At 66.9% G+C, this 25,655-nt stretch carries 22 protein-coding genes; 18 read left to right on the top strand and 4 right to left on the bottom strand.

The features are described from left to right. Window positions 1-26: 26 nt before the first annotated feature. Window positions 27-1,064 carry a P1 family peptidase gene (locus tag DSD28_RS04680; RefSeq protein WP_119255191.1) on the top strand — a complete coding sequence of 346 codons (1,038 nt, stop codon included), beginning with the start codon at window positions 27-29 and terminating at the stop codon, window positions 1,062-1,064. Then, on the top strand, window positions 1,061-1,861 hold the full coding sequence (locus tag DSD28_RS04675) for a M55 family metallopeptidase (RefSeq protein ID WP_119255190.1): 801 nt from the start codon (window positions 1,061-1,063) through the stop codon (window positions 1,859-1,861). Before DSD28_RS04680 ends, DSD28_RS04675 begins: the two co-directional genes overlap by 4 nt. Here the strand turns inward: DSD28_RS04675 and DSD28_RS04670 are convergent, their stop codons facing one another. Next, complete coding sequence (locus DSD28_RS04670) at window positions 1,862-2,797, bottom strand: LysR family transcriptional regulator (protein WP_119255189.1); 936 nt, start codon at window positions 2,795-2,797, stop codon at window positions 1,862-1,864. Between the two features lie 243 nt (window positions 2,798-3,040). On the opposite strand from DSD28_RS04670, the gene DSD28_RS04665 reads away from it, so the two are divergent. From DSD28_RS04665 to yjfF, 10 genes are all read left to right on the top strand, one after another. After that, complete coding sequence (locus DSD28_RS04665; RefSeq protein WP_119255188.1) at window positions 3,041-4,666, top strand: amidohydrolase; 1,626 nt, start codon at window positions 3,041-3,043, stop codon at window positions 4,664-4,666. Window positions 4,667-4,722: 56 nt separating this feature from the next. Beyond that, window positions 4,723-6,315: an ABC transporter substrate-binding protein gene (locus DSD28_RS04660; protein WP_119255187.1), complete on the top strand. Its 1,593-nt coding sequence runs from the start codon at window positions 4,723-4,725 to the stop codon at window positions 6,313-6,315. Between the two features lie 86 nt (window positions 6,316-6,401). Further along, window positions 6,402-7,337, top strand: a complete 936-nt coding sequence (locus tag DSD28_RS04655; RefSeq protein WP_119255186.1) for an ABC transporter permease — start codon at window positions 6,402-6,404, stop codon at window positions 7,335-7,337. A 5-nt stretch (window positions 7,338-7,342) separates the two neighbouring features. Beyond that, window positions 7,343-8,164: an ABC transporter permease gene (locus DSD28_RS04650; protein ID WP_119255185.1), complete on the top strand. Its 822-nt coding sequence runs from the start codon at window positions 7,343-7,345 to the stop codon at window positions 8,162-8,164. Further along, complete coding sequence (locus tag DSD28_RS04645) at window positions 8,161-9,072, top strand: ABC transporter ATP-binding protein (protein ID WP_119255184.1); 912 nt, start codon at window positions 8,161-8,163, stop codon at window positions 9,070-9,072. The genes DSD28_RS04650 and DSD28_RS04645 overlap by 4 nt, the downstream gene beginning before the upstream one ends. Continuing rightward, window positions 9,069-10,034, top strand: a complete 966-nt coding sequence (locus tag DSD28_RS04640; protein ID WP_119255183.1) for an ABC transporter ATP-binding protein — start codon at window positions 9,069-9,071, stop codon at window positions 10,032-10,034. The genes DSD28_RS04645 and DSD28_RS04640 overlap by 4 nt, the downstream gene beginning before the upstream one ends. Before the next feature lie 194 nt (window positions 10,035-10,228). Beyond that, complete coding sequence (ytfQ, locus tag DSD28_RS04635; protein ID WP_119255182.1) at window positions 10,229-11,191, top strand: galactofuranose ABC transporter, galactofuranose-binding protein YtfQ; 963 nt, start codon at window positions 10,229-10,231, stop codon at window positions 11,189-11,191. A 94-nt stretch (window positions 11,192-11,285) separates the two neighbouring features. Continuing rightward, window positions 11,286-12,803, top strand: coding sequence for a galactofuranose ABC transporter, ATP-binding protein YtfR (gene ytfR, locus DSD28_RS04630; protein ID WP_119255181.1), 1,518 nt, complete (start codon window positions 11,286-11,288; stop codon window positions 12,801-12,803). Beyond that, entirely contained in the window at window positions 12,800-13,825 is a 1,026-nt protein-coding gene (locus DSD28_RS04625) for an ABC transporter permease (RefSeq protein WP_119255180.1), read from the top strand. Before ytfR ends, DSD28_RS04625 begins: the two co-directional genes overlap by 4 nt. Continuing rightward, entirely contained in the window at window positions 13,822-14,790 is a 969-nt protein-coding gene (gene yjfF, locus DSD28_RS04620) for a galactofuranose ABC transporter, permease protein YjfF (protein ID WP_119255179.1), read from the top strand. The genes DSD28_RS04625 and yjfF overlap by 4 nt, the downstream gene beginning before the upstream one ends. A gap of 10 nt (window positions 14,791-14,800) precedes the next feature. Here yjfF and DSD28_RS04615 read toward each other — a convergent pair whose 3' ends face one another. Together DSD28_RS04615 and DSD28_RS04610 are read right to left on the bottom strand one after the other, a co-directional pair. Further along, window positions 14,801-16,117 (bottom strand): aspartate aminotransferase family protein, encoded by a 1,317-nt coding sequence (locus DSD28_RS04615; protein ID WP_119255178.1) that lies wholly within the window; start codon window positions 16,115-16,117, stop codon window positions 14,801-14,803. Window positions 16,118-16,121: 4 nt separating this feature from the next. Further along, on the bottom strand, window positions 16,122-17,198 hold the full coding sequence (locus tag DSD28_RS04610; RefSeq protein ID WP_162911253.1) for a phosphotransferase: 1,077 nt from the start codon (window positions 17,196-17,198) through the stop codon (window positions 16,122-16,124). Window positions 17,199-17,384: 186 nt separating this feature from the next. Here DSD28_RS04610 and DSD28_RS04605 point away from each other — a divergent pair, with 186 nt between their 5' ends. The 6 genes from DSD28_RS04605 to DSD28_RS04580 all read left to right on the top strand — a co-directional run bounded on the left by DSD28_RS04605 (window position 17,385) and on the right by DSD28_RS04580 (window position 23,246). Further along, the gene (locus tag DSD28_RS04605; RefSeq protein WP_119255460.1) at window positions 17,385-18,053 is read left to right on the top strand and encodes a GntR family transcriptional regulator; all 669 of its coding nucleotides are present in this window, start codon (window positions 17,385-17,387) and stop codon (window positions 18,051-18,053) included. A gap of 79 nt (window positions 18,054-18,132) precedes the next feature. Then, complete coding sequence (locus tag DSD28_RS04600; RefSeq protein WP_162911252.1) at window positions 18,133-18,873, top strand: SDR family NAD(P)-dependent oxidoreductase; 741 nt, start codon at window positions 18,133-18,135, stop codon at window positions 18,871-18,873. 216 nt (window positions 18,874-19,089) lie between these two features. After that, window positions 19,090-20,136, top strand: a complete 1,047-nt coding sequence (locus DSD28_RS04595) for an ABC transporter substrate-binding protein (RefSeq protein ID WP_432430841.1) — start codon at window positions 19,090-19,092, stop codon at window positions 20,134-20,136. A gap of 67 nt (window positions 20,137-20,203) precedes the next feature. After that, window positions 20,204-21,286 carry an ABC transporter ATP-binding protein gene (locus tag DSD28_RS04590; RefSeq protein ID WP_119255175.1) on the top strand — a complete coding sequence of 361 codons (1,083 nt, stop codon included), beginning with the start codon at window positions 20,204-20,206 and terminating at the stop codon, window positions 21,284-21,286. After that, a complete protein-coding gene (locus DSD28_RS04585) occupies window positions 21,283-22,461 on the top strand; it encodes an ABC transporter permease (RefSeq protein WP_119255174.1) in 1,179 nt (392 codons plus the stop codon). The genes DSD28_RS04590 and DSD28_RS04585 overlap by 4 nt, the downstream gene beginning before the upstream one ends. A gap of 2 nt (window positions 22,462-22,463) precedes the next feature. After that, window positions 22,464-23,246, top strand: a complete 783-nt coding sequence (locus DSD28_RS04580; RefSeq protein WP_119255173.1) for an ABC transporter permease — start codon at window positions 22,464-22,466, stop codon at window positions 23,244-23,246. Window positions 23,247-23,256: 10 nt separating this feature from the next. Here the strand turns inward: DSD28_RS04580 and DSD28_RS04575 are convergent, their stop codons facing one another. Next, window positions 23,257-25,599, bottom strand: a complete 2,343-nt coding sequence (locus DSD28_RS04575) for a polysaccharide biosynthesis tyrosine autokinase (RefSeq protein WP_119255172.1) — start codon at window positions 25,597-25,599, stop codon at window positions 23,257-23,259. Between the last annotated feature and the right edge of the window lie 56 nt (window positions 25,600-25,655).

Raw genomic sequence — 25,655 nt, 5'->3', positions numbered from 1 at the left:
GAAAGGGAGGCGTTGGGAGGGGCGGCATGAAGACGGCACGGGAATGGGGCTTGATGCCCGAAGGAAGGCTCGCGCCGGGACCGGGCAACGCCATCACGGACGTTGCGGGCGTTGCCGTCGGCCATCGCTCGCTGCGCGGCGACGGGCGCTTCACCGGCGTCACGGCCATCGTTCCCCATGCCGGCGATCCGTTCCGCCTGAAGCCGCGGGCGGCGGTCGAGGTCATCAACGGCTTCGGCAAGTCGGCCGGCCTGATGCAGGTGGCCGAGCTTGGCACCATCGAAACGCCGATCCTGCTGACCAACACCTTCGGCGTCGCGGCCTGCACAGAGGCGCTCATCCGCCGCGCCATCGCCGCCAACCCTGCCATCGGCCGCAAGACCTCGACGGTCAATGCGCTGGTCTGTGAATGCAACGACGGCAGCATCAACGATATCCAGGCGCTGGCGGTGACGCCCGCCGATGCCGACGCCGCGCTGGACGCGGCGAAGCCCGGTCCCGTGGGGCAGGGCGCGGTCGGGGCCGGCTCCGGCATGACCGCCTTCAGCTTCAAGGCCGGTATCGGCACGGCCTCGCGGCTGATGCGCATCGGCAAGCGCGATTTCACGCTCGGCACGCTGGTGCTCGCCAATTTCGGCGCGGCGGGCGATCTCGTCCTGCCGGACGGCCGCCGGCCCGATCCACGCGCAGCGGCCAGCCCCGAGCGCGGCTCGATCATCGTTGTGATGGCGACGGACCTTCCGCTCGGCGATCGCCAGTTGCAGCGCGTCGCGCGGCGCGGTGGGGCGGGGCTTGCCCGGCTCGGCGCGTTCTGGGGGCATGGCAGCGGCGACGTCGTCCTCTGTTTCACCACCGCCGATCCGGTGGAGCACGATCCGGCCAGGGCCTTTTCCACGCAGGAGCGGCTTGCCGACGACCATATCGACATCGCTTTCCGCGCCGCCGCCGAGACCACGCAGGAGGCGGTGCTGAACGCGCTCTGCATGGCGCCCGCCACGCCCGCCCGCAACGGCCGCCTCTATCCCTCGCTCGCCGACTGGCTCAAGGAGAACCCGCTGCCATGAAAGTCTTCATCTCCGCAGATATCGAAGGCACCGCCGGTATCGCCCACTGGAACGAGGCCGACCGCGCTCACCCCGACTGGGCCGAGTTCCGTGCCCTGATGACCGCCGAGGTGGTTGCCGCCTGCGAGGGCGCGCGGGCTGCCGGCGCGACGGAAGTGGTGATCAAGGACGCCCATGACAGCGGCCGCAATCTCATCCTCGACCGTCTGCCGGATTATGCCCGCATCGTGCGCGGCTGGTCCGGCCATCCCGACGAGATGATGTTCGGCATCGACGAGACCTTCGCGGCGGCGCTCTATACCGGCTACCATTCCAAGGCGGGGACGGAGGTCAATCCGCTCGCCCATACCTCGAACCTCCGCATCTCGCGGCTGTTGCTCAACGGTGAGGTTGCCTCGGAATTCACCTTCAATGCGCTCTGTGCCGCCGGCTACGGCGTGCCGTCCGTCTTCCTTTCGGGCGACGTCGGCATGTGCGCGGAGGCACGGGCCATGGTGCCCGGCCTTGCCGCGGTCGAGACGCTGGACGGCAGGGGCAAGGCCTCCACGTCGATCTCACCCGCCTGGTCGCGCCGCCTGATCCGTGAAGGCGTGGCGGCGGCGCTCTCGGGCGATTTCGCGCAGGCGCTTCCGGCAAGGGCCGATCACTACGAAGTGGTGATCGAGTTCGCCACGCCGACGGAGGCCTATCGCGCCGGCTGGTATCCGGGCGCCAAGGCGCACGGCCCCCGCGCCGTCGCCTTCGAGCACAGGGACTTTTCCGAGATCCTGCGCGCGCTGCTCTTTCTCAAGGTCTGATCAGGCGCGTTCCAGTGCCTGCTGCGCCGTGCGCCACAGGTCCTCGACCTTGCGGTTGCGCGGCGCGGCGTGGCGATAGAGGCGGATGTCGAGGTCGAGGTTCCAGCCCTCGTCCGCTGAGGCGGGCACGAGGCGGCCGGCCTCGATTTCCTCGCGCGCAAGGCTTTCCGGCAGCCAGCACACGCCGGCCCCCGTCACGGCCATGTTCATCAGGCCGGCGCTGATCGTGTTCTCATGCGTCGTGCGGCGGCGGAAGGGTGGGCGGCGCAGCATGAGGCGCGAGAGCGCGACGCCGAAGAACGAATTGAAGCCGTAGCTGAGATAGGGAACGGCAAGCCGCGGCTGCGCGACGGCCCGGTCGAGGATGTTGCGCCCCGGCTGCGGCGTGCCGGACAGCACGATCTCCGTCGCCACGAGCGGGACCAGCCGGTCCTGCGCGACGGTCAGCGAGGCGAACTGCCCGCGATCGAGGTGGAACGGCACTTCGGGATGGGCATAGGTCAGGAAGAAATCCGCCTCGTCGCCGATGAGCGCGTCGAGATTGGCCTCGATGCCGCCGCGGTCGGGAATGAGCGAGGTGCTGAAAGCGCCGCCGGCCTTCTCCAGCGCCTGCAGCCAGCGCGGAAAGAAGGTGACGGTCAACGTGTGCAGCGCGGCGAAGCGGATGAGGCCGGGTTCGTTCGACGGGCGAAGCGCTTCGCGCGCCGCATAGAAGGTGCGGATCGCCTCCTGCGCGACGGGCAGGAAGTTGCGCCCGGCCGGCGTCAGTTCCGCGGGCATGGTGGCGCGGCTGATCAGCGTGGCGCCGAGCCAGCCTTCGAGCTGCTTGATGCGCCGGCTGAAGGCAGGTTGCGTGACATTGCGCAATTGAGCCGCACGCGAAAAGCTCGACGTGTCGGCAAGCGTCACGAAATCCTCAAGCCACTTGATCTCCATCGCCGGCTCCCATCGCCTCCCGCGCGCCCCAAAATGCGATCATAAGTCATTCAATAGAAATCACTATGCCGATTTCGCATAGAGTGGTGCCAAAAGCGAATTGGCCAAGGCCGGCTTAACCTCTCACCTTGCCTATGGAGGAAATAGGTGCTGGCTGGAGCCGTCTTGCCGCAGGAGCGTTCAGCGCTGTTGCGTGTGTGGTCGCGTTTCCGCGCTTCGCCGGTGCCGACAGGGGGACTGTGAATGGCATTCGGAATTGAAGCTGATCTTATCCTGGTGAATGGCCGCATCTGGCGCGGCCGTGCGGAGGGCATCAGCGAAGCCCTTGCCGTCTGGCAGGGAAAGGTTCTCGCAACCGGCAGCAATGCCGATATCCTGGGCCTCAAGGGCCCCTCGACCGAGGTCATCGATCTCGAAGGCCGCTTTGCCAGCCCCGGCCTCATCGACAATCACCTGCATCTCATCGCCACCGGCATCGCCATGGGCCATGTGGATGCGACGCCCGCCGCAGCGCCGACGCTTGCCGACCTCATGGCGCGGATTTCCGAGCGTGCGGCGGCGACGCCGAAGGGGGCCTGGGTGCGCGGCCGCGGCTACGACCAGGTCAAGCTCGATACCGGCCGGCACCCAACCCGCGAGGATCTCGACCGCGCCGCGCCGGATCATCCGGTCCTGCTGACGCGGGCCTGCGGCCATGTCTCCATCGCCAATTCCCGCGCGTTGGAACTGGCCGGCATCACCGAGGCGACGCCGGTGCCGGATGGCGGCGTGATCGGCCTCACCGGCGGCAGGCTGAACGGCTTGCTTGCGGAAAACGCCCAGAACCTCGTCAAGGCCGTAATGCCCGAGGCGACGACCGAGGAGCTGATCGACGGCATCGAGCGCGGCGGCAGGCATCTTCTTTCCTTCGGCATCACGAGCTGCATGGATGCGGCCGTCGGCCATGTCGCCGGCTTCGCCGAGATCCAGGCCTATGAGATGGCCAAGCTCGCCGGCCGCCTGCCGCTGCGCGTCTGGCTGACGTTGCTCGGCGATCCCGGCGTCTCCATCGTCGAGGATTGCTGGCGCGCCGGGCTGCTTTCGGGCAAGGGCGACGACATGCTGCGCGTCGGCGGCGTCAAGGTCTTCCTCGACGGCTCGGCCGGCGGGCGCACGGCCTGGATGACGAAGCCCTATGAGGACGAGCCGGACAATATCGGCGTGCAGATGTTGCCCGACGAGGTGGTTTATGCGGCCGTCAAGGACTATCACGACCGGGGCTACCAGATGGTCTGCCACGCCATCGGCGACGGGGCGATCGAGCAGCTCATCACCGCCTACGAGAAGGCGCTGGCCGACAATCCCGACCCGGATCGCCGCCACCGCATCGAGCATTGCGGCTTTTCCACGCCGCAGCAGCATGAGCGCATGAAGGCGGCGGGCATCCTGCCGGCGCCGCAGATGGCCTTCATCCACGATTTCGGCGATAGCTACATCGCGGTGCTCGGCGAGGAGCGCGGCCTTCCGTCCTACCCCATCGGCACCTGGATGCGCCTCGGCCTCAAGCCCTCGACGGGTTCGGATTCGCCGGTCTGCTCGCCCGATCCCTTCCCGAACCTCCACGCCATGGTGACGCGCGAGACCGGCAAGGGCACGGTGATGGAGGCATCCGAGACACTGGGCCGCGAGGAGGCCCTGCAGGCCTATACCGAATACGGCGCCTATTCGCAGAAGGCGGAGGGCGTGAAGGGCCGGCTCGTGCCCGGCCAGTGGGCGGACATCGCCGTCTTCGACAACGATCTTCTGGAGGCCCCGACAGACACCATTCTCTCAGGCACGCGCTGCCTGCTGACCCTGCTTGCAGGCCGCGTCGTGCACGATGCGCGCTGACGGCCTGCCGGACTGAAACGAAACGATGCCGAAAACGGCACGAGAGGGAGAACGAAATGCTGAAAAGACTGACATTGGCCGCAATGCTCGGCCTCGGGGTGGCTACCGGGGCGCTGGCAGCGGGTGAACGTTCCGGCGGAACGCTCGTCTTCACCGCGCCCTACGGCTCGAGCTTCGCGACGCTCGACGTACAGGCAAGCCCGAACACGCAGGAAGAATTCATCACCCAGGCCATCCACCGCGCGCTCTACAGCTGGGACTCCAACCAGAACAAGCCGGTGCTGGAACTCGCCGATTCCGAAGAAGTCTCCGAGGACGGCACGACCCACACCTATCACCTGCGCAAGAACGCCGTCTTCCACAACGGCAAGCCGCTGACGGCCGACGACATCGTCTATAGCTACAAGCGCATCGCCAATCCGAAGAACGCCTTCCCGGGCGCGAGCTTCATCGCCAATATCAAGGGCGCGGACGACTATATCGCCGGCAAGGCTGAGGAGATTTCCGGCCTGAAGAAGATCGACGACAACACGCTGGAGATCACCTATACCGGCCCGATCAATCCGGGCTTCCCGCTGATGCAGAACACGACGGTCATCTATCCGTCGAATGTCGAGGACGAATCCTCCTTCGGCAAGAACCCCGTCGGCCTCGGCGCCTTCGTCTTCAAGGAGCATGTGCCGGGCTCGCAGGTCGTCGTCGAGAAGTTCGACAAGTACTACGAGGAAGGCAAGCCCTATCTCGACCGCATCAACATCGTGCTGATGGCCGAGGACGCCGCGCGCGACGTCGCCTTCCGCAACAAGGAAATCGACGTCTCGATTCTCGGCCCGACGCAGTACCAGGCCTATCAGGGCGAGGAGGGGCTGAAGGATCATCTCCTCGAGGTCGCCGAGGTCTATACCCGCAATATCGGCTTCAACCCGGCCTTCGAGCCCTTCAAGGACAAGCGGGTCCGCCAGGCGATCAACTATGCGATCAATTCGCCGCTGATCATCGAGCGCCTCGTCAAGAACAAGGCCTATCCGGCCTCCGGCTGGCTGCCGATCTCCTCGCCGGCCTTCGACAAGGACAAGGCGCCCTATGCCTTCGATCCGGAAAAGGCCAAGGCCCTTTTGGCGGAAGCCGGCTATGCCGACGGCTTCGAGTTCGAAGTCACGGCAAGCCCGAACGAAAGCTGGGGCGTGCCGATCGTCGAGGCGATCCTGCCGATGCTGAAGAAGGTCGGCATCACCGTGAAGCCGAAGCCGGTGGAAAGCTCCGCCCTCGGCGAGGCGGTGACGACGAACAACTTCCAGGCCTTCATCTGGTCGAACCTGTCCGGTCCCGACCCGCTGAACGCGCTGCGCTGCTACCATTCCAGGACGGCGCAGTCGGCCTGCAATTATACGAGCTATGCGAGCCCCGAATTCGACAAGCTCTACGATGCGGCCGTGCAGGAGCGTGATCCGGCCAAGCAGAACGACCTCCTGCGCCAGGCCAACAACATCGTGCAGGACGACGCGCCGGTCTGGTTCTTCAACTACAACAAGGCCGTCATGGCCTACCAGCCGTGGATCCACGGCCTCGTTCCGAATGCGAACGAACTGGCGGTCCAGCCTTATGACGAGATCTGGATCGACGAGACGGCGCCGGACTCGCGCAAGTAAGCCTTGAGGGGTTCGGGGGCGGCACCTTCACGCCGCCCCCGCATCGATTGTCGCGCTCCGCAAGGGCGCCCAACACGGAACCGCTCATGCTACGCTTCACCCTGCGCCGCATCCTGCAGGTCATCCCCACGGTCGTCGTGGTGGCGCTGCTCATCTTCGTCATCTTCTCCGTGGTGCCCGGCACCTTCGCGGCAAGCCTCTTCGCCGATGGCAAGCGCGCCGCCGACCCGCAGATGATCGCCCGCCTCAATGAGGAGTTCGGGCTGAACAAGCCGCTCGTCGAGCGCTTCGTGACCTATGTCACCGACCTTGCGCGTTTCGACCTCGGCACCTCCTTCCGCACCCGCCAGCCGGTGATCGACCTCATCAACGACCGCATGTGGGCCTCGCTGCGACTGGCGATCGCCGCCATGGTCTTCGCCCTCGTCGTCGGCGTGCCGCTCGGCTTCCTCGCGGCGCTCCGGCCGGGCTCGGTGCTCGATACGGTGACGATGGTCGGGGCGGTCTCGGGGCTTTCCATGCCGCAGTTCTGGCTGGGCCTGCTGTTGATGTACCTTTTCGCCCTGCAACTGAACTGGCTGCCAAGCTTCGGCTATGGCGACGGATCGTTTCGCAACCTCATCCTGCCCGCCGTCACGCTCGGCGTGACGCCGCTCGCGCTTCTGGCGCGCACCACGCGGGCGGGCGTGCTCGACGTGCTGAATGCCGATTTCATCCGCACCGCCCATTCCAAGGGCATGAGCGAGGTCAAGGTGGTGCGCTGGCATGTGGCGCGCAATGCGCTGGTTTTGATCGTCACCACGGTCGGCCTGCAGTTCGGCTCGCTGATCGGCCAGGCGGTCGTCATCGAGAAGCTCTTCGCCTGGCCGGGCATCGGCTCGCTGCTGGTCGACAGCGTGGCGATCCGCGACATTCCCGTGGTGCAGGGCACGATCCTCGTCATCGTGCTGTGGTTCCTCGTCATCAACACCGCCGTCGATCTGATCTATGCCGCGATCGATCCGCGCATCAAGCAGGAGTGAGCGGAATGCGCCTCGGCTTCAACTTCTGGCTCGGCGCGGGGCTGACGGTGCTGGTGATCCTCGCCGGCGTCCTTGCCCCATGGATTGCGCCCTTCGACCCGGTGCTCGACGCGGACCTGATGATTTCCGAACTGCCGCCGGACGCGACCTTCTGGTTCGGCACGGACGGGCAGGGACGGGACGTCTATACCCGCATCCTCTACGGCGCGCAGATCTCGCTGACGGTCGGCATCGTCTCGCAGGTGATCAACTCGATCATCGGCGTCACGCTCGGCATGACCGCCGGCTACTGGGGCGGCTGGTGGGACGACCTCGTCAACGGCCTCACCAATGTCATGCTCGCCATTCCCTCGCTGATCTTCGCGCTTGCCGTGATGGCAGTGCTCGGCCCGGGCCTGCCCTCGCTCCTCGTCGCGCTCGGCCTCACCAACTGGAGCTGGACCTGCCGCATCGCCCGCTCCTCGACGCTGTCGCTGAAATCGCAGGGCTATGTGCAGGCGGCGCAGACGCTCGGTTACGGCGACCTGCGCATCATGTTCACGCAGATCCTGCCCAACATGATGGGGCCGATCCTCGTCATGGCGACGCTCGGCATGGGCTCGGCGGTACTGTCGGAAGCCGCACTTTCCTTCCTCGGCCTCGGCATCCAGCCACCGTTCCCGAGCTGGGGCTCGATGCTGACGGATGCGCGCCAGCTCATCCAGCTCGCGCCCTGGGTGGCGCTCTTCCCCGGCCTTGCCATCTTCCTCTCCGTGCTCGGCTTCAACCTTCTCGGCGACGGCCTGCGCGACAGCCTCGACCCGCATATGAGGACGCGCAGGCCATGACCCAGCCGCTGCTCGACATCAGGGACCTGCAGCTCGGCGTCGCGCTCGGCCGCTCGGTTTCCCATCCGCTCCTCAAGGGCGTCTCCTTCCAGATCATGCCGGGCGAAGCCTATGGGCTCGTCGGCGAATCCGGCTCGGGCAAGTCGGTGACGTCGCTCGCCGTCATGGGGCTGTTGAAGAAACCGCTCGCCGTTTCCGGCGGCGAGATTCTGTTCAAGGGGCAGAACCTTCTTGCCCTCTCGAAACGCGAGATGCGGCGCCTGCGCGGCAACCGCATCGCCATGATCTTCCAGGAGCCGATGACGGCGCTGAACCCGCTCTCCACCGTCGGCCGGCAGATCGCGGAAATGTTCGTGCTGCATCAGGGCAAGGGCTGGGACGAGGCGCAGAAGCTGGCGGTCGAGGCGCTCGCCAGCGTGCGCGTGCCCAATCCCGACCGGCGGGCGAAAAACTATCCGCACCAGATGTCGGGCGGCCTTCGCCAGCGCGTTATGATCGCCATGGCGCTCGCCTGCAATCCGGACCTCCTGATCGCCGACGAGCCGACGACCGCGCTCGACGTGACCGTGCAGGCCGAGGTGCTACGCCTCATCAAGGAGCTCTGCGCCGAGCGCGGCACGGCCGTGCTCTTCATCAGCCACGATCTCGGCGTCATCGCCAGCATCTGCCAGCGCGTCGGCGTCATGTATTCGGGATGCCTCGTGGAGGAGAACGAGACGCGAGCGCTCTTCGAGAACCCCCGGCACGAATATACCCGCGGCCTCCTCGGCGCCCTGCCGCGCCTCGGCAGCCGTAGCCAGCATGGCCGCCAGCGGCTGGTCGATATCGACAGCATCATCGCCGACCGCTCGAAGCTGACGGAGACCCGCTTCATCGCGCCGCGCGGCGCGGAAGGGAGCCAGCCATGACCGCCCCGCTCCTTCAGGTGGACGACCTGCATGTGCGCTTCCCGATTTCCGGCGGGGGCCTTTTCGGTGGCGGCAAGCGGCTGCTGCACGCCGTAAACGGCATCAGCTTCGAGCTGGCCAAGGGCGAGTGCCTGTCCATCGTCGGCGAATCCGGCTGCGGCAAGTCGACGACCGCGCTTTCCATCCTCGGCCTGCAGGAGCCGACCGAAGGGGCGATCCGCTATCGCGGCCAGCCGCTCGCCGGTGCCGGCGCGCCGGGCCGCATGCAGCGCGCGAAAGCGGTGCAGATGGTGTTCCAGGACCCCTATGCCTCGCTCAATCCGCGCCAATCCGTGCGCACTTCGCTCGCCGCGCCGCTGAAGCTGCACGGCATCACGGCATCCTCGGAAATCGAGGACCGTATCGAGACCATGATGAAGAATGTCGGGCTGACGCCCGAGCAGGCGCGCCGCTATCCGCATGAATTCTCCGGCGGCCAGCGCCAGCGCATCGGCATCGCCCGCGCGCTCATCCTCGAACCGGAGATCGTCGTGCTGGACGAGCCGGTCTCGGCGCTGGACGTGTCGATCCGCGCGCAGATCATCAACCTCCTGCTCGACCTGCAGGAAAAGCTCGGCCTCTCCTATCTCATGATCAGCCACGATCTCAGCGTGGTCGAGCATATGAGCGACCGCGTGCTGGTGATGTATTTCGGGCAGATCGTGGAGGAGGGCGGCTGGCGGGAGATCTTCGAGAACCCGACGCATCCCTATACCCGCCACCTGATCGCCGCCATCCCCGACCCGGACGCCGCGCTGAACCTCGATGCCGGGCCGGGCACGGCTTGCGACCCGCCGCTGATCGAGGGGCGGAGCTTCGTCACCGATGGCAGCACCGCCCCGGATGTCTTCTCCGCGCCGCTGCCGTCCGAGCTGGTCGAGATCGCCCCGCGGCACCGCGTCCGGCTCGCCGCCGCCGGCTGACGCCCTCCATAGAACGGGTCTTCTGCCACCGCCCGACACCCGACGGTGCAGCCGCGCTTGCCGTGCCCGCGTGGCTGCGCCTGCGCGCTCGCATCGTGAAATGTGCGGAAGCGCGATTTTTGGGTTTACAATAGTAATACAATATGATGTTTTAAATCACGCTGCTGAGGAGCAGTATTCTTTGGGAGGACATCATGAAATTCACAACCGCACTCGCGAGTGCAACGATCCTTGCCGCCTCCATGTTCGGTGTCGCATCCGCCGCCGACATGACCGTGGGCTTTTCGCAGATCGGCTCGGAGTCTGGCTGGCGCGCCGCAGAGACGACGCTCACCAAGCAGCAGGCCGAGCAGCGCGGCATCGACCTGAAATTCGCCGATGCGCAGCAGAAGCAGGAAAACCAGATCAAGGCGCTGCGCTCCTTCATCGCGCAGGGCGTCGACGCCATCCTCATCGCGCCGGTCGTCGCGACGGGTTGGGACGAAGTGCTGCAGGAAGCCAAGGACGCGGAAATCCCGGTCATCCTGCTCGACCGCAAGGTCGATGCGTCGGACGACCTCTACATGACCGCCGTGACCTCCGATACCGTCCATGAGGGCAATGTCGCCGGCAAGTGGCTGGTGGACACGGTTGCCGGCAAGCCCTGCAACGTCGTCGAGCTCCAGGGCACGACCGGCTCCTCGCCGGCCATCGACCGCAAGAAGGGCTTCGAGGAGGCCATCGCCGGCCATGACAACCTGAAGATCGTCCGCAGCCAGACCGGCGACTTCACCCGCACCAAGGGCAAGGAAGTCATGGAAAGCTTCCTGAAGGCGGAAGACGGCGGCAAGAACATCTGTGCGCTCTACGCCCATAACGACGACATGGCCGTTGGCGCCATCCAGGCGATCAAGGAAGCCGGCCTGAAGCCGGGCACGGATATCCTCGTCGTCTCCATCGACGCCGTTCCGGATATCTTCCAGGCCATGGCCGCCGGCGAGGCGAACGCCACCGTGGAACTGACGCCGAACATGGCCGGCCCAGCCTTCGACGCGCTCGACGCCTTCCGCAAGGACGGCACGGCCCCGGCGAAGTGGATCCAGACGGAATCCAAGCTCTATACACAGGCCGACGATCCGGCCAAGGTATATGAGGAGAAGAAGGGTCTCGGCTACTGATCTCTCCCGATATCCCGCATCGCGGGATATCGACCTGACCCGCCTGTCGTCTCCTGCGGGATGGCAGGCGGTCCTTTCATACGGATCAGGGATCATGCAGCCTGACAATTCCCATGTTCTCTCGGCGACGGGGATCGACAAGATCTTTCCGGGCGCCAGGGCGTTGAACCGCGTCGATTTCTCCCTCCGGCGCGGCGAGGTGCATGCGCTGCTCGGCGAGAACGGCGCAGGCAAGTCGACGCTCGTCAAATGCCTGACCGGCGCCTATCGCCGCGACGGCGGACGCATCCTCATCGACGGCGTGGACGCCGATCCGCAGAGCACGCTGGAGGCGCAGAACCTCGGCATCGGCACGGTCTACCAGGAGGTGAACCTCCTGCCGAACCTCACCGTCGCCGAAAACCTCTTCCTCGGCCGCCAGCCCAAGCGCTTCGGCCTCGTCAACGCCCGCGAGATGAACCGTCGCGCCAGGGCGCTGCTGGCCGAATACGAACTCGACATCGACGTCACCGCCGAGCTCGCCGCCTATTCCGTGGCGGTGCAGCAGGTGGTCGCCATCGCCCGGGCCGTCGACCTTTCCGGCAAGGTGCTCATCCTCGACGAACCGACCGCCAGCCTCGATGCCCACGAGGTCGCGATGCTGTTCCGCATCGTGCGCCGCCTGAAGGAACGCGGCCTCGGCATCATCTTCATCACCCACTTCCTCGAACAGGTCTACGAGATCTCCGACCGCATCACCGTGCTGCGCAACGGCCAGCTCGTCGGCACGCGCGAGACGGCGGAGCTTTCGCGCCGTGAGCTGATCGCCATGATGCTCGGCCGCGAGCTGGTGCAGGAAGTCGCCGCCGAGCATGGCGCGAAGAGCGAGGCCGGGGAAGTGCGCTTCCGCTTCCGCGGTTTCGGACGCAAGGGCCATATCCAGCCCTTCGACCTCGATGTGCGCGCCGGGGAAGTCGTCGGCATCGCCGGCCTGCTCGGCTCGGGCCGCACGGAGACGGCGGAAATCCTCTTCGGCGCCGAGCGCGCCGACAGCGGCACGGCGGAGGCGGACGGGCGCGCGCTCGACCTTGCCTCGCCGCGCGCCGCCATCCGCGAGAAATTCGGCTTCTGTCCGGAAGACCGCAAGGTCGACGGCATTATCGGCGACCTCTCGGTGCGCGAGAATATCGCGCTGGCGCTCCAGGCGCGGCGGGGCTGGGCGCGGCCGATCAGCCGCAGCGAACAGGACAGGCTCGCCGACGACTACATCAAGGCGCTCGACATCCGCACCAGCGACCGGGAAAAACCGATCAAGCTGCTCTCCGGCGGCAACCAGCAGAAGGCGATCCTCGCCCGCTGGCTCGCCACCAACCCGGATTTCCTGATCCTCGACGAGCCGACGCGCGGCATCGACGTCGGCGCCCATGCGGAGATCATCCGCCTCATCGAATCCCTCTGCGAGAAAGGCATGTCGCTGATCGTGATCTCCTCCGAACTCGAAGAGCTTGTCGCCTATTCGAGCCGCGTCATCGTGCTGCGCGACCGGGCGCATGTGGCCGAACTGACCGGCGAGAAGGTCACGACAGAGGGCATCGTCGAAGCCATCGCAGCCGGCGGGAGGGCGGACGCATGACCTCCACGCTGAAAGCCCACGCCCTGCGTCTCTTTCCGCAGGTCGCCGCGCTCGCCGTGATCCTGCTGATGGTCTCCATCGCCTTTCCCGGTTTCTTCCGCCTCGAAATGCAGAACGGCCGGCTTTACGGCAGCCTGATCGATATCCTCAACCGCGGTGCGCCCGTGGCGCTGCTCGCCATCGGCATGACGGTCGTCATCGCCACCAAGGGCATCGACCTTTCGGTCGGCGCGGTCATGGCGATCTGCGGGGCGGTCGCCGCCGCCTGCATCACCTCGGGCTACGGGCTCGTGGCGACGCTGCTCGTCACGCTCGGCACCGGCATTCTCTGCGGCCTGTGGAACGGCATCCTCGTCGCCGTGCTCGATATCCAGCCGATCATCGCGACGCTGGTGCTGATGGTCGCCGGACGCGGCATCGCCCAGCTCATCACCGAGGGGGCGATCCTCACCTTCAACGATCCGGGGCTGATCTTCATCGGCGGCGGTTCGTTCCTCGGCCTGCCGATGCCCGTCGTCATCTGGATCGCCTTCGGCATCATTGTTGCGCTTCTCGTGCGCCGCACGGCGCTCGGCATGCTGATCGAGGCGCTCGGCGTCAACCGTCGCGCCTCCATGCTCTCGGGCGTTTCGACTGGCGTGCTCTTGATCGCCGCCTATGTGCTGTCGGGCCTGTGCGCCGCCATCGCCGGCATCATCGCGGCGGCCGATATCCGCGGGGCGGACGCCAACAATGCGGGCCTGTGGCTGGAACTGGATGCGATTCTCGCGGTCGTCGTCGGCGGCACGTCGCTGCTCGGCGGGCGCTTTTCCATCGCGGCCTCGCTGCTCGGCGCGCTGATCATCCAGTCGATCAACACGGGCATCCTGCTTTCCGGCTTCCCGCCCGAATTCAACCTCATCATCAAGGCGGCGATCATCGTGCTGATCCTGGTCATCCAGTCGCCGCGCGCCCAGACGGCCTTCGCCTTCCTCTCCCGCCCGCGGGCCGGAGAGAAGAAGACGGAACAGGAGGCGAAATGAACCCGCGCTACCTTCCGCTCACCGCCACGGTCGCGATCTTCCTCATCGCCTATGCCGTCTGCATCGCGCAGTATCCGAACATGCTGTCGACGCGGGTGATCGGCAACCTCCTGACCGACAACGCCTTCCTCGGCATCGCCGCCGTCGGCATGACCTTTGTCATCCTGTCGGGCGGCATCGATCTTTCCATCGGCGCGGTCATCGCCTTCACCGGCGTCTTCCTCGCCGTGCTGCTGCAGGCGACGTCCATCCACCCGCTTGTCGCCTTCGCACTGGCGCTGATCATAACCACGGCCTTCGGCGCGCTGATGGGGGCGATCATCCATCACCTCGAAATGCCGCCCTTCATCGTCACGCTGGCCGGCATGTTCCTGGCGCGCGGCATGGCCTTCGTGCTGTCCATCGATTCCATCCCGATCAAGCATCCGTTCTACGCCACGCTGAAGGGCTTCTATTACAAGCTGCCCGGCGGCGGGCGCATCACGCTGATCGGCGGGCTGATGCTCGTCGTCTTTGCGGTCGGCATCCTTATCGCGCACCGCACCCGCTTCGGCGCCAATGTCTATGCGCTCGGCGGCGGAACGGCGACGGCGCGGCTGATGGGCGTGCCGATCGCGGGCACGACGATCGGCATCTATGCGCTGTCGGGCTTCCTCGCGGGCCTTTCGGGCATCGTCTTCTCGCTCTACACCTCGGCGGGCTATTCGCTGGCGACGGTGGGCGTCGAGCTCGACGCCATCGCGGCCGTCGTCATCGGCGGCACGCTGCTGACGGGCGGCTCCGGCTTCGTCGCGGGCACGCTGGTCGGCATCCTCATCCAGGGTCTGATCCAGACCTACATCACCTTCGACGGCTCGCTGTCGAGCTGGTGGACGAAGATCCTCATCGGCCTGCTGCTCTTCGCCTTCATCCTGCTGCAGAAGGGGCTGATCCACTTCACGGGCCGGCGCAGGCGCTACGCCTGACGCCGTTCGCTCAGGCGGTCTTCAGCACGTCCTCCAGCGCCTCCAGCAGCATGTCGGCATTCTCGCGCGAGAAGACGAGCGGCGGGCGGATCTTCAGCACATTGGCGCGCGGGCCGGAGGCGCTGATCAGCACGCGGCGGCGGCGAAGGCCGTTGACGATGCGCGTCGTCAGCGCCGCATCTGCCTGCTTCGTTGCCGGGTCCGAGACGATCTCGACGCCGACGAAGAGGCCGGAGCCGCGCACGTCGCCGATGGTGGGGTGGCTGCGGGCGAGGATCCTGAGGCCCTCCATCAGGTAGCCGCCGACCTCCAGCGCGTTCTGCTGCAAGCCCTCGATGCGGATCGTGTCGAGCACCGCCTTGCCGGCGGCGGCGGCGACGGGATTGCCGCCGAAGGTGTTGAAGTAGCGGGCGCGGGGGCCGAACTCGGCGATCACCTCCGGGCGCAGCACGATGCCGGCCATCGGATAGCCGTTGCCCATCGGCTTGCCGATCGTCACCATGTCGGGCGCAACGCCGTGCCGCTCGAAGCCCCACATGGCCTCCCCGGTGCGGCCGAAGCCGGGCTGCACCTCGTCGGCGACGAAAAGGCCGCCTGCGGCATGGATCGCGTCGACCGCCGGTTTCAGAAAACCCTTCGGCCCGGCGAAGATGCCGTCGCTGGAGAAGATCGTATCGGTGATCAGCATGGCCGGCCTGATGCCGTGGCGCTTGAGGTCGGCGATGGCGGCCTCGACGTCTCGGCCGAACTTCCCCATCATCTCTTCAGGGGAGTGGCGGTAGCTGTCGGGCGCCGGCACGGTGCGCACATGCGGGCCGAGCGTTACGGATTCGCCGAGCGAGGGTGAGAATTCCGCCACCGCGCTCGTCAGGCCGTGATAGGCAAGCTCCGTCGCGATGATGCCGGTGCCGCCCGTGACGAAGCGGGCGATGCGCACGGCAAGGTCGTTCGCCTCGCTGCCGGTGCAGGTGAACATCGCCTGGCTGAGCGCATCCGGGAAGGTCGCCGTCAGCGTCTCGGCATAGTCGACGATGCCTTCGTGCAGGTAGCGGGTGTGGGTGTTGAGCACGGCGGTCTGCGCCGTGATCGCCTCCACCACACGCGGATGGCAATGACCGACCGAGGCGACATTGTTGTAGGCGTCGAGATATTTCTCGCCCGACGCGTCATGGAGGAAGACGCCTTCGCCGCGCGCCAGATGCAGCGGCTCCTCGTAGAACAGGCGGTAGGCGGGGCCGAGCACCTTTTCGCGCCGTGCGATCAGCGCCTTGTCCGCCTCGCCCAGCCGTTCGAAATCCTCACGCGAGAACGCGTTCACCATCGACATGATTTCAAGCCTCCACAAGATGGGGCGCCAGCCGCTTGAGCCCGGCCGGCGTCAGGTCCGATATGTTGTGCAGCCCCGCCCAGGCGGCGGCGTGGTTGCGCATGATGTAGCTGCTGTTCTCGGGAAAGCGCGCCGAGCGCCATTCCGCGATGATGATCGACATGGCGAGCCGGGCGCGGATCAGCGTCGGCAGGAGCGCGGCCTCCGCCGGCTGGAGCGGCCGGGCGGAAAGGTAGCCTTCGAGGAAGGCGCCCGCACGCTCGGCCCAGTCGGGCGTGAAGAGATGGTAGGAGATCGCCACCGCGAGATCGTTGACGAGCGGCGCCTCGACCATGTCGCCGAAATCGATGATGCCGGCGACGCGTTCGGGCGCGGCCGGATCGACCAGGATATTGTGCGGGTTGAAGTCGTTATGGATGATTTGGCGACGCTCCAGCGCGGAGAAGGCCGGCAGCATGCGCAGGAATTCCTCCAGCACCGCCTCGACCCGCGCCTGCCGCTCGGGCGCGACGGAATCCACCACCGCGGCAAGGTCGAGCGTGTGCGAGATGTCCCACATCAGCTTGCCCGCCGGCGGGCGGCCGGCATAGCCGGAAAGACCGAGGCCGAGCGCGCCGAGCGCACGGCCGATATGGCGGCTCTGGTTCGTCGAGGGCGGCGTGCGGTACTGCAATTCGCCGGGCAGGAAGGTCAGGAGGCGCACGATGCGCGGCCCCTCGTGGGTGGCGATCCGGTGGCTCGTTCCGCCCGAACGGGTCGGCACCAGCCGCGGCACGGGAACGGCCGGGGCGTGGCGGGCGAGATGCAGCAGCGCGCCGTCCTGGAAGGCGAGCGCCGCCGGGTCCTCGGCGGGGTTGGCGATCTTCAGCGTGTAGCGCGTGCCGTCCGTCGCGGTGAAGAGGAAGGTCTCGTCGCGCTCGCTGGAAAGTCGCCCGGCCGTGCCGGCAACGCCGTAGATATCGCCGGTGAGCGCGGCGGCATCCGAAAGCTCCGTCTTGCTGAAGGCGGCGGACATCGCATCGCCTCCGGCGGGCGCATCGCCACCGTTTGCCGGGGCCGGGAAGGGCGTTTCCTGCGTCATCGTGGCTCCCCGGAACAGGCCTGCTTTCCCACTGCGAAACGCTCCGTCTTCTGGTTCGAATGTAAATCCGGGCGCGGGCATCGCGCACTTTACCGGGATTGCCCATGTTTGACCCGTTGCGAAGGTTGAAACAAGCGGAAAAAGATGCATCAAGTATCGTATCATTGATTTTTGTCAGAGCCGGCGATGCCCGAATTCGAAACGCTCGATCATTCCAACCTGAACAGCACGATCTACGGCGCGTTGTGCGATGCGTTGATCCAAGGCCGTTTCCAGCCCGGCGACCGGCTGAAGATCCGCGATCTCGCCGAGCAGTTCGGCACCAGCGTCACGCCCATCCGCGACGCGATCCTGAAGCTCGCCAACGACGAGGCGATCACCTTCCGCTCGCCGCGCGACATCCGCATCCCCGCCATGAGCGAAGCGCGCTACCGCGAGATCCGGTCGATCCGCGTGCGGCTGGAGGGGCTGGCGGCCGAGACGGCCGCGCAGGTCGCCACCTCCGCCGACATCGCCGCGCTGGAGGCGATCCTGCGCGAGAACGAGGCCGCCCTTGCCTGCGGCGACGGGCTGAAAGGGGCCGAGCTCAACCAGATGTTCCACTTCATGCTGCCGAAGATCGCCGGCCTTCCGGTGCTCAACGGAATCCTGCGCCGGCTCTGGCTCCAGATGGGGCCGCTGATCTCGGATGCCTATCTACCGGGCGGGCGGGCGATGATCGACCATCACTATCCCGTCGTCGAAGCATTGAAACGTCACGACCCGGCCGCCGCCTCCATGGCCATCGTCGACGACATCCTTCTCGGCGGGAAACCGCTGCTGGAGCGCATCGAGAAGGGGGTGCGGAAGGGCTGATCGCCTCCACCTTTCGTCGAGGCTTGCATTTCGCCCGCCGCGCATTACGATGTATCAAGCATCAACGGAGAAGTCCCGCATGACCGAAGAACGCCCCACCATGCTGCTGACGGGGGCAAGCCGCGGGATCGGACATGCGACGGTCAAGCTCTTCCAGTCGAAGGGCTGGCGCATCCTCACCGTCTCGCGCCAGGCTTTCTCCGAGGAATGCGCCTGGCCCTCCGCCCGCGAGAGCCATATCCAGGCCGACCTCGCCGACCTTTCCCAGATCGACCGCCTCGCCGCCACTGTGCGCGAGCGTCTGCCCTCCGGCAGGCTGCATGCGCTGGTCAACAATGCCGGCATCTCGCCGAAGGGACCGGACAGGAGCAGGCTCGGCGTCGCGGACACGACGGCGGATGTCTGGACCCACGTGCTCAACGTCAACCTTGTCTCGACCGCGCTGATCGCCCGCGCGCTGCTGCCGGAGCTGGAGGCCGCCAAGGGCTCGATCGTCAACGTCACCTCCATCGCCGGCTCGCGCGTCCACCCCTTCGCCGGCGTCGCTTATGCCGCCTCCAAGGCCGCGCTCGCGGCGCTGACGCGGGAAATGGCGCACGAATTCGGCAAGCGCGGCGTGCGCGCCAACGCCATCGCCCCCGGCGAGATCGAGACCTCGATCCTCTCGCCCGGCACGGACGAGCTGGTCGCCGCCGAAGTGCCGATGGGCCGGCTCGGCGAGCCGCGCGAGGTCGCCGAGACCATCTATTTCCTGTGCACCGGGCAGTCGTCCTACATCAACGGCGCCGAGATCCATATCAACGGAGGCCAGCACGTCTGACGGCGCAAGAAAGCCATTGACCGGGACGGGCGGGAATGCCTGAATTGGCCCGATAGAAAATCAAAGGGAACGAGGCGCCTGCCGCGGTGCGAACATCGCGCGAAGGCCTCCGGCCCGGGAGGGGCTGCCGTCTTCGACGGACCGTTCGGGACCGGCGATCGGGCCGGTCCGAAAAAACGAAAAAAGGGGAGTACGATGAGCATGAAGACCAAGAGCATGAGCATGAGGAAGGGCATTCTGACGGCGACCGTGCTGGCGCTTTCGGCGGGGCTTGCCGCGCCGGCATTCGCGCGCGACCTTACCGTCGTCTCCTGGGGCGGCAACTACCAGGACGGCCAGCGCGAGATCTACTTCAAGCCCTTCGCGGAAAAGACCGGCAAGCCGGTGCTGGACGAGGCCTGGGACGGCGGCATCGGCGTGCTGCAATCCAAGGTGAAGGCCGGTGCGCCGAACTGGGACGCCGTGCAGGTCGAGGCGGAAGAGCTGGCGCTCGGCTGTGCCGACGGCCTTTACGAGAAGATCGACTGGGACAAGATGGGCGGCAAGGACAGGTTCCTCGATTCGGCCGTCAACGATTGCGGCGTCGGCGCCATCGTCTGGTCCACGGCGATCGCCTATGACGGCGACAAGCTGAAGGAAGGTCCGACCTCCTGGGCCGACTTCTGGAACGTCGAGAAATTCCCCGGAAAGCGCTCGCTGCGCAAGGGGCCGAAATACACGCTCGAATTCGCCCTTCTGGCCGACGGCGTGTCGAAGGACGAGGTCTACGACGTGCTGGCGACCGACGAGGGCGTCGACCGCGCCTTCAAGAAGCTCGACGAATTGAAGCCGAACATCGTCTGGTGGGAATCGGGTGCGCAGCCGTTGCAGTTTCTCGCCTCCGGCGAAGTCGCCATGACCTCGGCCTATAACGGCCGCATCACCGGCATCAACCGCACCGAGGGCAAGAACTTCAAGGTCGTCTGGCCGGGCAGCATCTATGCCGTCGACAGCTGGGTCGTGCTGAAGGACGCCGAGAACAAGGACGCCGCGCAGGACTTCATCGCCTTCGCCAGCGAACCGGACAACCAGGCCAAGCTCCCGCAATATGTCGCCTACGGCCTTCCCGTGAAGGAAGCCGCCGCCAAGGTGCCGCCGGAGCTTGCCAAGGACCTGCCCACCGAGCCGGCGAACATGACCGACGCGCTCTCGCTCGACATCGATTTCTGGATCGACAATTCCGAGGCGCTGACCCAGCGGTTCAACGCCTGGCTCGCCCAGTAAGTCTGCTGCAATTCCGGGGGTGCGGCTTTCTGCGCCCCCGGACGCCGCACACGCGAGGGAGCACCCGTTGGCCGAATTCATCCGCTTCGACCGCATAACGAAATTCTACGGCGCGCTCTGCGTCGTCGAGAATCTCGACCTTTCCATTGCCAAGGGCGAGTTCGTCAGCCTGCTGGGCCCTTCCGGCTCGGGCAAGACGACGCTTCTGATGATGCTCGCCGGCTTCGAACAGCCGACATCCGGCGCGATCCTCGTCGATGGCCAGGCCGTCAATGACGTGCCGACCCATCGGCGCGACATGGGCGTCGTCTTCCAGAGCTATGCGCTCTTCCCGCACATGACCGTCGGCGAGAACATCGCCTTTCCGCTGCAGATGCGCGGGCTGGGCAAGGCCGAGATCGCCGAGCGTGTGACCCGCGCCCTCGACATGGTGCAGCTTTCCACCATGCGCGAGCGCCGGCCGAGCCAGCTTTCCGGCGGCCAGCAGCAGCGCGTGGCGCTTGCCCGCGCCCTCGTCTTCGAGCCGCGCGTGGTGCTGATGGACGAGCCGCTCGGCGCGCTCGACAAGCAATTGCGCGAGCAGATGCAGCTCGACATCCGCGACCTGCACCGCCGCCTCGGGCTCACCATCGTCTTCGTCACCCATGACCAGTCCGAGGCGCTGACCATGTCGGACCGGGTCGCCGTCTTCAACAAGGGCAGGATCGAGCAGATCGGCACGCCGCGGCAGGTCTATGACGAGCCGGCCACCCGTTTCGTTGCCGAATTCATCGGCGAGACCAATCTGCTGGAGGGCGTCGTCGCGCGCGTTGCGGGAGGCGAGGCCGCCGTGCGGCTCGGTTCCGGCGCCGAAATCCTTGCCGCGGCCCCGGCGGAGGTTTCCGCCGGCCAGCCCGTCTTCCTCTCCGTCCGTCCCGAGCGCATCGACCTTGCCGAAACGGCGAACGGGGCGAACAATTGCCTGGAGACCGAGGTCGCCGATTCCGTCTACCAGGGCGATCACCTGCGCGTGCAGCTTGCCGCCGGCAGCCATCCGCTGATCGCCAAGCTCGGCCGCCGCTCGCGCGAATTCACGCCCGGCACCAAGGTCTTTGCTGCCTTCTCGGCCGGCGATTGCCGCGTCATCCTGCCGCCGGGGCAGGCGTCATGAGCGCCGGGCGCGCCCGCGCGGGGCGTTCGTTCCTGCTGATCGCGCCGCTCGTCGCCTTTCTCGTCGCCTTCTTCGTCTGGCCGCTGTTCAGCATGATGTCGCAGTCGGTTTCCGATACGGCGGTGCTGCGCCTGCTGCCGCAGAGCGCCGAGGTGCTGGCCGGCTGGGACCGCAAGTCGCCGCCGACGCCGGAAATGCAGGCGGCGCTGATCGCCGACCTCAAGGCGGTGGACGACCAGCAGGCGCTCGGCGACATGGTGCGCCGCCTCAACAGCGCCCGTTCGGGCTTCCGCACGCTGATGTCGAAGACGACGGCGGCGCTCGCCGATCCCGCCGGCCCGCCGGCCGATCTCGTCTCGGTCGACAAGCGCTGGAGCAAGCCGGAATTCTGGCTCGCCATCGCCGATGCGCTCTCGCCGCTCACCGACCGCAACCTTCTGGCCGCCGTCGATCTCGGCCGCAATGCCGACGGCCATATCGAGCAGCTTCCGCCGGACCAGTCGGTCAACAGGGTGATCCTGGTTCGCACCTTCTGGATATCGGCGCTCGTCACCTTCGCCTGCATGTGCATCGGCTATCCCTATGCCATCATCGCCGCCTCGCTGACCGGCTGGAAGCGCGACCTGATGCTCGCCGCCGTGCTGCTGCCGCTGTGGACCTCGCTTCTGGTGCGCACCGCCGCCTGGTTCATCCTCCTGCAGGAAAAGGGCCTCATCAACGACCTCCTGCAGTGGCTCGGGCTCACGAGCGCGCCGCTGCCGCTGATCTTCAACCGCACCGGCGTCATCATCGCCATGACCCATGTGCTGCTGCCCTTCATGGTGCTGCCGATCTATTCGGTGCTGATCACCATTCCGAAGAACCTGATGCCGGCGGCCGCCTCGCTCGGCGCGCCGCCATTGCGCGCCTTCCTGCGCGTGCTGCTGCCGCTCAGCCTGCGCGGCGTCGCCTCCGGCGGCCTTCTCGTCTTCATCTCGGCCATCGGCTACTACATCACGCCGGCGCTGATCGGGGGGCCGGGCGACCAGATGATCTCCTCGATCATCGCCTTCTACGCCACGGGCTCGGCCAACTGGGGCATGGCGGGCGCGCTCGGCGTCGTGCTGCTCATCGCGACGCTCGCGCTCTACACCGTCTACGCCCGGCTTTCGGCCGACGAGCCGGGGAGGCGCTGACCATGCCGATGCGCCTTGCCCGCCTCACCTTCGCGACGCTCGCCATCCTCTTCCTGGTGGCTCCGCTCGTCGCCATCCTGCCGCTCGCCTTCACCTCGAGCGTCATCCTCACCTATCCGGTGCCCGCCTGGTCGATGCGCTGGTTCACGGAGCTGTTCACCGCCGATGCCTGGCAGCGGGCGATCGTCAACAGCCTGATCGTCGGCACGGGCACGACGCTGCTCGCCACGACGCTCGGCACGGCCGCCTCGCTCGGCCTGCGCAACCGGACGCTCTTCATGCGCGGCACCTTCCGCACGCTCTTCCTCTTGCCGATGGTCGTGCCGGCCGTGGTGCTCGGCGTCGGCATGCAGGTGCTGCTCGCCCGCTTCGGCCTCACCAACAGCTATGCCGGGGTCATCATCGCGCATACCGTCGTCGCCGTGCCCTTCGTGGTGGTCAGCGTCACCGGGGCGCTTGCCGGCATCGACGGGCGGGTGGAGCTTGCGGCGGAAAGCCTCGGCGCATCGCCGGTCACGGTCTTCCGCCGGGTGACGCTGCCGCTCGCCATGCCGGGCGTGCTGTCGGGCGCGGTGCTCGCCTTCGCCACCTCGCTCGACGAGGTGGTGCTGACGCTCTTCGTCGCCGGCCCCAACCAGCGCACGCTCGCCCGGCAGATGTTCTCCAGCATCCGCGAGAATATCAGCCCGGCCATTGCCGCCGCGGCCTTCCTCTTCATCGCCGCGACGATCCTCATCGGCCTTGCCGTGGTGCTGTCCCGCTCCATGCTGGCGCGGCGCAGGTGAAACCGCCGCCCTATCTGCGGGCGGCGGCCTCCATGTTGTCGGTATAGTACTGGTCGTAGAGGTCGCGGTACTTTTCCGCCGCGCCCGCATCGCTGTAGCGGGCAAGGGCGGCCATGTCCGTCTTGTTGAGCACGACGCCGAGCGTCTTCGCCTCGATGCGGTGCTCGGCGGCAAGCAGGTCGCGCACGAGGTTCGACGGCGTCTTGCCCCATTCCACGACGAAGAGGAAGCCGTCCGCCAGCGGCTCGAAGGCCTTGGCGTCGACGACTGGGCCGACGGGGGCGAGGTCGACGATCACGTAGTCGAACGCCTGCCGCGCCTCGTTCAGCAATTGCTTCATGGCGGGCGAGCTGATCAGCTCGTTGCCGTCATGGCGGCGGGCCGCGTCCTTGCCCAGCGCGATGGGCAGGATGGTGAGCTGCGAGCGCCGGTCGGTCTTGACCGCCTGCGTCCAGGGGATTTCGCCGCTCACCGCCTCGATGAGGCCGATCTGCGGGGCGGGTTTCATCATGGCGCTGAGGCCCGGCCGGCGCACGTCGGCGTCGATCAGCAGCGTGCGCTTGCCGCTGATGGCGAGAAGCGCGGCGAAATTGGTGGCGACCGTCGACTTGCCCTCGCCGGGCAGCGCCGAGGTGACGCCGATCACCCGGCTTTCGTGGCCGGTCAGCATGGTCTCGCTGGTCAGCTTGGCGTTGCGCAGGGTTTCGGCGAAGGCCGAGCGCGGCGCGTCGAGCACGATGCGCGTCATGCGTTCCAGCGGTATATCCTCGTCCGCCTCGCCCGGCACGGGCTCGGCCTTCACCGCCTTGGCGCCGATCATGGCGGGCTTGCGCTTCTTCTGCCCGCCGACAAGCGGCAGGTAGCCGAGCGGCTTCAGGCCGAGGATCGTGCGCACGTCGTTCTCCAGCCGGAAGGCGCGCTCGCGCAGTTCCTGCACGAAGGTCAGCGCCCCGCCGGCCATCAGGCCGAGCACCAGCGAAAGCCCGAGCACCAGCGTCTTCTTCGGGCTCGACGGCGCGGTCGGCACGCCGGCATCGGAGATCACCCGCGCCTTGGCGATGGGGAAGGACTGTTTCTGCGAGGCCTGCTCGAAGCGGCTGAGATAGGATTCGGAAAGCGCCTTGAGGGCCGTCGCCTTCTGCTCCAGTTCGCGCAGGCGCACCGAGGAGCGGTTCGCCACGGCATTGCTGCCGGCGACCTTGTCGATGTTCTCGCGCAGCGACGTTTCCCGCGAGCGGGCGACCTCGTATTCGTTGCGGTAGCTGGCGGTGAGCTGCTGGAGCTCGCGGTAGATCTGCCCGGCAAGGTCTTCCTTCTCGGCCCTGAGGGCTGCCGCCTGCGGATGGTCCGCGCCGAAATTCTGCGTGATGTCCTGCGCGCGCTTGACGACGGAATTGTAGCGTTCGCGCAGCTGCTGAAGCACCGAGCCGCCCGCCTGCTGCGTCGGGATCGAGGCATTGTCGACGGCCTTGTCCGGACCCTGCTCGACGATGGCCTTGAACTGGGCATAGCGCGCCGAGGCGCTTGCGGCGTCGGCCTGCGCCAGGATCAGCTGGCTGTTGAGGTCGGCGAGCTGCTGCTCGGACATCAGTTCGCCGCGCGCCGTGGTGAGGCCATTTTCGCTGCGGTAGCGCTCGACTTCCAGCGCGGCCTCCTGCGCGCGGGCCTGGATATCGGTGAGGCGCTCCTGCAGCCATGTCGAGGCCTGCTCCGTCGCGGTGAAATTGGCGCTGAGCTGGTCTTCGAAGAAGGCTTCGGCATAGCGCTTGGTGATCGCGGCGGCGAGCTGCGGGTCGGTCGAGCGGAAGGAGACGGCGAGCACGGCGCTGCGGCCGGCGCGCTCCACCGTCAGGGATTGCTGCAACGTGGCGGCGGCCTTTTCGCGCCGCCCGTTTGCCAGCGCCTCTTCCGGGACGTCCGGGCCGGAGGACGTCAGCGCCTTCGCCCAGCCCTTGACCATGGCGACGGGCGATTGCGGCGGGTTGAGAATGGTCTCGTTGTCGGAAAGCTTCAGGTCGTCGACGACGCGCAGCGCCAGCCGGCCGGATTTCAGGATCTCGGCGGCGCTCGATATGCGCATGTCGATCTGCTGGCTGCTCTGCGGCGAGGGCTCGCTCTCCTCGGCATAGCGCGACAGATCCTCGTCGAGCAGGATCTGCGTCTGCGAGGTATAGACCGGCGTCGCGAACAGGAGATAGGCGACGCCGAGCGCGACGGCGAGCGCCACCGAAAGCCCGATCAGCCGGGCCCGGCGGACGAGGATCGCCAGCAGGCGGTTGAGGTCGATGAAGGAATCGGAAGGGTCCGGTTCCCGTCGCAGGATGCTGCTGTGCGGTACGGTGCGTTGATGCATGGGGCTCCGTTCTGCCTTTCGGCGCGATGAAAAGCTTTCCTCCCCGGATGCGGCCC

The sequence above is a fragment of the Shinella zoogloeoides genome (assembly GCF_003574625.1).
Lineage (GTDB): Bacteria > Pseudomonadota > Alphaproteobacteria > Rhizobiales > Rhizobiaceae > Shinella > Shinella zoogloeoides_A.
Note: the sequence above shows the minus strand (reverse complement) of the source record. Positions and strands in the feature narration are given on the sequence as shown.

Excerpts from the sequence above, each read along its gene's own strand:
- DSD28_RS04680 (WP_119255191.1), top strand. The coding sequence starts at position 27 with ATGAAGACGGCACGGGAATGGGGCTTGATGCCCGAAGGAAGGCTCGCG.
- DSD28_RS04675 (WP_119255190.1), top strand. The coding sequence starts at position 1,061 with ATGAAAGTCTTCATCTCCGCAGATATCGAAGGCACCGCCGGTATCGCC.
- DSD28_RS04670 (WP_119255189.1), bottom strand. The coding sequence starts at position 2,797 with ATGGAGATCAAGTGGCTTGAGGATTTCGTGACGCTTGCCGACACGTCG.
- DSD28_RS04665 (WP_119255188.1), top strand. The coding sequence starts at position 3,041 with ATGGCATTCGGAATTGAAGCTGATCTTATCCTGGTGAATGGCCGCATC.
- DSD28_RS04660 (WP_119255187.1), top strand. The coding sequence starts at position 4,723 with ATGCTGAAAAGACTGACATTGGCCGCAATGCTCGGCCTCGGGGTGGCT.
- DSD28_RS04655 (WP_119255186.1), top strand. The coding sequence starts at position 6,402 with ATGCTACGCTTCACCCTGCGCCGCATCCTGCAGGTCATCCCCACGGTC.
- DSD28_RS04650 (WP_119255185.1), top strand. The coding sequence starts at position 7,343 with ATGCGCCTCGGCTTCAACTTCTGGCTCGGCGCGGGGCTGACGGTGCTG.
- DSD28_RS04645 (WP_119255184.1), top strand. The coding sequence starts at position 8,161 with ATGACCCAGCCGCTGCTCGACATCAGGGACCTGCAGCTCGGCGTCGCG.
- DSD28_RS04640 (WP_119255183.1), top strand. The coding sequence starts at position 9,069 with ATGACCGCCCCGCTCCTTCAGGTGGACGACCTGCATGTGCGCTTCCCG.
- ytfQ (WP_119255182.1), top strand. The coding sequence starts at position 10,229 with ATGAAATTCACAACCGCACTCGCGAGTGCAACGATCCTTGCCGCCTCC.
- ytfR (WP_119255181.1), top strand. The coding sequence starts at position 11,286 with ATGCAGCCTGACAATTCCCATGTTCTCTCGGCGACGGGGATCGACAAG.
- DSD28_RS04625 (WP_119255180.1), top strand. The coding sequence starts at position 12,800 with ATGACCTCCACGCTGAAAGCCCACGCCCTGCGTCTCTTTCCGCAGGTC.
- yjfF (WP_119255179.1), top strand. The coding sequence starts at position 13,822 with ATGAACCCGCGCTACCTTCCGCTCACCGCCACGGTCGCGATCTTCCTC.
- DSD28_RS04615 (WP_119255178.1), bottom strand. The coding sequence starts at position 16,117 with ATGTCGATGGTGAACGCGTTCTCGCGTGAGGATTTCGAACGGCTGGGC.
- DSD28_RS04610 (WP_162911253.1), bottom strand. The coding sequence starts at position 17,198 with ATGACGCAGGAAACGCCCTTCCCGGCCCCGGCAAACGGTGGCGATGCG.
- DSD28_RS04605 (WP_119255460.1), top strand. The coding sequence starts at position 17,385 with ATGCCCGAATTCGAAACGCTCGATCATTCCAACCTGAACAGCACGATC.
- DSD28_RS04600 (WP_162911252.1), top strand. The coding sequence starts at position 18,133 with ATGACCGAAGAACGCCCCACCATGCTGCTGACGGGGGCAAGCCGCGGG.
- DSD28_RS04595 (WP_432430841.1), top strand. The coding sequence starts at position 19,090 with ATGAGCATGAGGAAGGGCATTCTGACGGCGACCGTGCTGGCGCTTTCG.
- DSD28_RS04585 (WP_119255174.1), top strand. The coding sequence starts at position 21,283 with ATGAGCGCCGGGCGCGCCCGCGCGGGGCGTTCGTTCCTGCTGATCGCG.
- DSD28_RS04580 (WP_119255173.1), top strand. The coding sequence starts at position 22,464 with ATGCCGATGCGCCTTGCCCGCCTCACCTTCGCGACGCTCGCCATCCTC.
- DSD28_RS04575 (WP_119255172.1), bottom strand. The coding sequence starts at position 25,599 with ATGCATCAACGCACCGTACCGCACAGCAGCATCCTGCGACGGGAACCG.